The organism is Butyricicoccus sp., from assembly GCF_050872565.1.
Taxonomy (GTDB): Bacteria; Bacillota; Clostridia; order Oscillospirales; family Butyricicoccaceae; genus Butyricicoccus_A.
This window is the reverse complement of the sequence record NZ_JBNMHC010000110.1, coordinates 1-6475: the sequence shown is the minus strand read 5'-3', so window position 1 is coordinate 6475 and position 6475 is coordinate 1. Positions and strand designations below refer to the sequence as shown.

Genomic DNA, 6475 nt, shown 5'->3' with positions numbered 1-6475 from the left:
TCTTAATAAACAGATTTTTCATCAGTCTCTGGTCTCAAACTTATAGCCAACGCCCCATACGGTCTTGAGATCCCACTTGTCGCTGACGCCTTCCAGCTTTTCGCGCAGACGCTTGACATGGACATCGACGGTACGAGTATCGCCAAAGTAATCAAATCCCCAGACATCATCCAGCAGCTGGGCGCGCGTGAATACGCGGTTTGGGTTAGATGCGAGAAAATACAGCAGTTCAATCTCCTTCGGCGGTGCATCAACGCGCTTGCCGTCTACAATCAGGTCGTATGCCTGCTTGTCCACCGTCAGCTTATCAAACGAGATCTTGCCGCTGTCTTCCGGTGCCAGTCGGCGGAAAATCGCACGCACGCGGGCAATGACTTCGCGCATCTCCAGTGGCTTGACGATGTAATCATCTGCACCCATTTCCAGACCGTTGACCTTGTCAAAGGTTTCGCCCTTGGCGGTCATGATGATAATCGGCACCTTGCTCTCCTTGCGGATGATCTTGCACACCTGCCAGCCGTCCATAATCGGCATCATGACATCGAGTAGAATCATATCCGGATTGATTTTGCGCCAAAGCTCGACACCCTCTTCTCCGTTTGCCGCCTCGGTGATTTCGTAGCCCTCGCGCTCCAAATACAGGCGCAGCAGCTCCCGAATATTGCCGTCATCTTCTACAATCAAAATTTTCTTGCTCATATTTGACCTCCTGTTTTCGTGGAGTTTTTCATGCTTTGTCAACCATACTTCTTTTATTATACGGCATTTGTCCAATCAATTCATTACATTTCTGTAAAACTATGCAAAAAAGACACAAAAAAATTCCGGCAAAAGCCGGAATTTTCCAGTGTATACCGTTATTCTTCGTCAGAATCATAGCTCGAGTCGTCATCGGAATTAGAGCTGGAATCGTCATCAGAATCTTCATCATCCTCATCGGAAGTATACGATCTGCGAGAGCTTCGAGAGCTGCTGACGGTTTCTTCCTCATCCTCGCTGTCATCCTCATCTTCCCTGTAGCTGGAACGGGAGGATGAACGACGCGTTGTTGTCTTTTGATCTCCGCCGTCATACGACTTCGCGGTTCGATCTCCGCCAAACACAGCAATTGCTGCATCCGTCGCGTTGACTGCGTTGATTACCGCATTGTCTGTATACTCGCTCCAATCTGTCATGCGCGTGAAGATGGGAACAACCTGCGCTTTGGAGGCGGTCTTTTGCACCGTTGCGATGGCAGTCTTTGCGCTGTTGGAGCCCACCGGCACATAGACACGGTTCGCCGCGTTGAGCAGCTTTTTCACACTGCCGAGCTTGATGCCGTCCTCTGCGGCGGTCTCCGACTGCGTAACCAGCTCAGAGGCATCGGATGCCGTCAAGCTGATGCCAATCTTGTCGCCCACCGTGTCCTGTATGTCCTGCATCACAGCAAGCAATGCGGCACTCTGACTCTCCGGCTCATCCATAAACGCAATGCGGTCAATATGTCCGCGAAGCGGGAAGGTAAACGAATCCAGTAAAATCTCGTCGCATCCGGCATCTACAGCACTCTGCGCGATGTCGCACAGATAGGTCACAACATCCGGATTGGTCGGATCCAGCCAATGGGCACTGTTATAGTCGCTCCATCTGCCGCCATTCTGATACTGCATGGACAGATCGGAATTCTGCTTGGATGCCGCTTCGTCTTGGAAGCAGTAAATGCGTCCCACGACATGTACGCCGTTTTTGTTCAGCTTCTTGATGATCTGCGCCAGTTTCTTGGCGTTTTTCTCCTGCAAATCCTCAACATCCGTCACCGCGTCCGTCTCTACCGGAAGATTCAGCTTGCCTTCATCGTCCTTGATGTTGACAATGACCGTGTTGAGCTTTCCGGCTTCTGCCAGCTGAATGAGCTTCTCTGCCGTGTCAGCATCCGACAAACTGGTTGCGGAGAGCATCGCGCCGCGCAGCGTCTTGCTGGAACTTTTCTTAGCAGTCTTCGCTGGCTGTGCGCTGCCGCTGCCGCTGCCTGCCGCAGTTTTTTTCGGCTGGTTTGCATTCTGTTCCATCGCAAGAATGCCGTAGCGATCTACGACATGGGCACCGTTCTCGTCAAAAGACAGACACTGGAAAACCAGAAAGACGCCCACGAATACAACCAGCGCTGCCACAATCAAGGCAGCTGCCACCGTGCGGCGGATGCGGGAATGACTGTGTTTGCTGTTGTGATTCATGAGCGTCTCCTTCTTGTTTCAAAAATTCAGAGCAGAAGCGAACTTACTTCTCTTCTGTCTCAGCCTTTGCAGCTGCTTCCTCAGCAGCCTTCTTAGCAGCGGCAGCCTTTTCTGCAGCTGCCTTCTTGGCAGCAGCCTGCTTTGCCTTGATCTCAGCAAGCTCCTTTACCTTTTCCGGGGTGTTCCACGGCTCGATGATGTGGCGCGGGCAAGCCTTTGCACACATCTGGCACTTCTTGCACTTGGTGTAATCAATTACCGGCAGGTTGCCTTCCATGGTGATGGCACCGAACTTACAGGTCTTTGCACACAGACCGCAGCCGATACAGCCAACCTTGCAAGCATCCATAACTTCCTTGCCCTTCGCCTTGGAGGAGCAGTCGATACGGATCGGGTTTGCCTGCGGAACCAGAGAAATGATATGCTTCGGGCAAGCGGATACACACTTGGAACATGCTGCACACTTGTCTTCGTCTACCTTTGCCACGCCGTCTACGACATGGATGGCATCGAACGGGCAAGCCTTCTCACAGGTGCCCAGACCCAGACAAGCAAATGCGCAGTCCTTGAAGCCGTTTGCTACGCGGATTGCACCGAGGCAGTCGGTGATGCCCTCGTACTGTGCACGGTTCTTGACGTTCTCGCAAGTACCGGAGCAATGTACATGAGCTACCATCTTTTCGCTCTCGGTTACTTCTACGCCGAGAACTGCTGCGATCTTTTCTGCTGCTGCTGCGCCGCCGACCGGGCAGCCGTTAACCGGTGCCTTGCCTTCAACAATTGCAGTTGCCAGACCGTTACAGCCCGGGTAACCACAGCCGCCGCAGTTTGCGCCCGGCAGGCACTCCTGTACCGCCGGAATACGCTCATCGACCTCGACCGCAAAGATCTTGGATGCGAATGCAAGGACCAGGCCAAAGAGAAGACCCATGATGCCCAGTGCCAGCACTGCATAAACAATCGTCATCATTTGTTATTCACTCCTTATTCTTCGACAGTCGGGTTTACCAAATCTTCATGCCGCTGAAGCCAAGGAATGCCATTGCCATCAGAGAAGCGGAGATCAGTGCAATCGGGAAGCCCTCAAAGCACTTCGGGCACTCTGCGGATGCAGCGAGACGCTCACGGATGGAAGCGAACAGCACGATGGACAGCGTGAAGCCGATGCCGCCGGTGATGCCGTAGACAACGGACTCAATGAAGTTGTAGCTGTTCTGTACGTTCTGCAGTGCGACACCCAGAACGGCACAGTTGGTGGTAATCAGCGGAAGGAATACGCCCAGCGCCTGATACAGCGCCGGCATAGACTTCATCAGGAACATCTCAACGAACTGTACGAGGGTTGCGATGACCAGAATGAATGCGACTGTCTGCATAAATTCCAGACCCAGCGGAACCAGAATAAAGGTATTAATCAGATAGGTTACTGCGGAAGCCAGACCCATAACGAAGGTTACGGCCATGCCCATGCCAACAGCAGTGTCAATCTTCTTGGATACGCCGAAGAACGGGCAGCAGCCAAGGAACTGGGACATGATGAAGTTGTTAATCAGAATCGCACCAAGCGAAATGGATAAAATAGATGTCAGCATGATGCATTATTCTCCTTTCTTCAGCAGCTTCTGCATAACAGCGATGATGCAGCCGAGGGTCAGGAATGCGCCTGCCGGCAGGATCATAATGGTAGCCGGCTGGCTGAATACGGTGATTGCACCGCCGCCGATGGTACCAGCGCCCAGCAGCTCACGAACCACGGACATCAGGATCAGAGCGAAAGTAAAGCCGAGACCCATAACGAGGCCGTCCACTGCGGATGCACCAACGGAATTCTTGGATGCAAAGGACTCTGCACGGCCAAGAATAATACAGTTAACTACGATCAGCGGGATAAAGGTACCCAGGGATGCCGACAGAGACGGGATAAACGCCTGAAGCAGCAGGTCAACCATGGTTACGAAGCCCGCGATAACGGTGATGTATGCTGCGATACGAACCTTGCTCGGGATGATCTTACGCAGCAGGGAAATTACGATATTGGAACAAATCAGTACGGCAGTCGCGGAAAGACCCATGCCGACACCGTTTGTCAAGGAAGTCGAGGTTGCCAGCGTCGGGCACATGCCGATCAGCTGAACCAGTACCGGGTTATTGGTAACCAGGCCTTCCTTCAGACTTTTTGTAAAACTCATGTTTAGGCCTCCTTAACCCTGTTCAGCAGCGAACTGAGCCGCTGCAACAACGCCTTCCGATACTGCACGGGAGGTGATGGTAGCACCGGTCAGTGCATCGATGGAACCGCCGTCCTTGGTAACGGCAACTTCTGTGCCTACCTGACCGGCGAACTGTGCCTGGAACTCCGGCTCAGTGGAGCGTGCGCCCAGACCCGGGGTCTCAGAAGAAGCGGAGATAACCGAAATACCGGTTACATTGCCGTCGCCATCGATACCAACCATGGTATCTACTGCGCCGCCGAAGCCGGTCGGGCCAACTTCTACGCAGTAGCCTGCGTCAGCGCCGTCCTTGGTCATCTTGTATGCGGACAGAATCGTAACGGATGTTGCGTTCTTGGTCTCGGTGGTAACGGTGGTTCCTTCCGGAACGTCGATCTGCTCAGACTCTGCACCCGGCATAACGTTCTCCAGAGAATCCTTGATCTTCTGTGCGTTCTGCTCAGCAATCGGGCCTTCGGTTACTGCGTTAACAGCGCCGAGAGCCAGAGCGACTACCAGCGTGATGGCGCAAAGGATGCCGCCGAGCTGTACAAATTCATTTTTCTGCTTGCCAGCCATGGATTAGCCCTCCTTCTTCTGCTTTGCCGGTGCACCGAACTTGGTCGGGCGAGTGTACTTATCGATCAGCCATACCGTGGTGTTCATCAGCAGGATGGAGTAGCAAACGCCTTCCGGATAGCCGCCGAAGAAACGAATCATGGTGGTCAGCAGACCGCAGCCGATGCCGAATACGATCTGACCCTTCTTGGAAACCGGAGTGGTGCTGTAGTCGGTAGCCATGAAGATAGCACCGAGCATCAGACCGCCGCCAAAGATAGCGTACAGCATGTACTCCAGATGACCATAGCCCTCAGCCGGGAAAATAACAGCCAGAACAGCAACGGTCAGAATGTAAGCTGCCGGAATCTGAATGGTGATAACCTTACGAACCAGCAGATAGATGCCGCCGATCAGCAGAGCGATAGCGGAAACTTCACCCATGGAGCCGCCGGTTACGCCGAGGAATACGCTCAGCACGCTCGGCAGGTCGCCCTCAGCGGAGCCCTTCAGGATTGCCATCGGGGTAGCGGTGGAAACAACGTCTGCGGTGGAGCCCAGAGCCACATGGCCGCGAGCTGCAACCCAAGTCGTCATAGCTACCGGCCAGGAAGCCAGCAGGAATGCACGGCCTGCGAGAGCCGGGTTGATGAAGTTCTTGCCAAGGCCGCCGAAGATGCACTTAGCAAAAATGATTGCGATGCCGTCGCCGATAATCAGCATCCAGTACGGAAGCGTTACCGGGCAAACGAATGCCAGCAGCACGCCGGTAACGGCTGCGGACAGATCCATAACGGTATTCTCCTTGCCTACGATCTTGTCGTAGATTGCCTCGAATACCATGCAGGCAATGATGGAAACCGCGGTCATCAGGATGGCACGCAGTCCAAATACATACGTCGATACAGCGAGGGACGGGATCAGTGCAATGAGCACGTCCAGCATAATCGACTTGGTATCCTCTTTGCTCTTAATATGAGGGGAGGATGTAATTACTACTTTACTAAAATCGTACATGCCATTCACCCTCCTTACTTGTTCTCAGCCGCAGCCTTGGCAGCAGCTGCTTCAGCTCTGCGCTTTTCCTGTACGCGCATCTTTGCAACGCGGAACTGCTGTACAAGCGGGATTCGTGCCGGACATACATATGCGCAGGAACCGCACTCGATGCAGTCGAGGACATCATATTCCTCGCAGCCTTCCAGATCGTTCTTTGCTGCATACATGTTCATGTATACCGGAGTCAGATGCATCGGGCAGACGCCTACGCAGCGGCCGCAGCGAATGCAAGTCGGGTTCTTGACACGCTTATCCTCATCGCCAGCCATAGCCAGGAATGCGTTGGTGCCCTTAAGTACCGGAACGTCGGTGGTGAACTGTGCGTTACCCATCATCGGGCCGCCAGCCAGCAGCTTGTTCGGAGCAGCCTTGAAGCCGCCGCAAGCGTCGATCAGCTCGGTAATCAGGGTGCCGGTGCGTGCTTCCAGGTTCTTC

The 6475-nt window shown here is 53.7% G+C and carries 8 protein-coding genes; all 8 read right to left on the bottom strand.

Annotated elements, in window-relative coordinates:
• Window positions 1-21: 21 nt before the first annotated feature.
• The gene (locus tag ACR0P9_RS06085) at window positions 22-699 is read right to left on the bottom strand and encodes a response regulator transcription factor (RefSeq protein ID WP_216470157.1); all 678 of its coding nucleotides are present in this window, start codon (window positions 697-699) and stop codon (window positions 22-24) included.
• 158 nt (window positions 700-857) lie between these two features.
• Window positions 858-2213, bottom strand: coding sequence for a putative glycoside hydrolase (locus ACR0P9_RS06080; RefSeq protein WP_432618290.1), 1356 nt, complete (start codon window positions 2211-2213; stop codon window positions 858-860).
• A gap of 43 nt (window positions 2214-2256) precedes the next feature.
• On the bottom strand, window positions 2257-3183 hold the full coding sequence (locus ACR0P9_RS06075; RefSeq protein ID WP_432618288.1) for an RnfABCDGE type electron transport complex subunit B: 927 nt from the start codon (window positions 3181-3183) through the stop codon (window positions 2257-2259).
• Between the two features lie 34 nt (window positions 3184-3217).
• The gene (gene rsxA, locus ACR0P9_RS06070; protein ID WP_432618286.1) at window positions 3218-3805 is read right to left on the bottom strand and encodes an electron transport complex subunit RsxA; all 588 of its coding nucleotides are present in this window, start codon (window positions 3803-3805) and stop codon (window positions 3218-3220) included.
• 6 nt (window positions 3806-3811) lie between these two features.
• A complete protein-coding gene (gene rsxE, locus ACR0P9_RS06065) occupies window positions 3812-4402 on the bottom strand; it encodes an electron transport complex subunit RsxE (protein ID WP_432618284.1) in 591 nt (196 codons plus the stop codon).
• 12 nt (window positions 4403-4414) lie between these two features.
• Complete coding sequence (locus tag ACR0P9_RS06060) at window positions 4415-5002, bottom strand: RnfABCDGE type electron transport complex subunit G (protein ID WP_432618282.1); 588 nt, start codon at window positions 5000-5002, stop codon at window positions 4415-4417.
• A 3-nt stretch (window positions 5003-5005) separates the two neighbouring features.
• Window positions 5006-5998 carry an RnfABCDGE type electron transport complex subunit D gene (locus ACR0P9_RS06055; protein WP_432618280.1) on the bottom strand — a complete coding sequence of 331 codons (993 nt, stop codon included), beginning with the start codon at window positions 5996-5998 and terminating at the stop codon, window positions 5006-5008.
• A 14-nt stretch (window positions 5999-6012) separates the two neighbouring features.
• Window positions 6013-6475 (bottom strand): 4Fe-4S dicluster domain-containing protein (locus ACR0P9_RS06050; protein ID WP_432618278.1); only part of this gene is annotated, 463 nt, incomplete at its 5' end.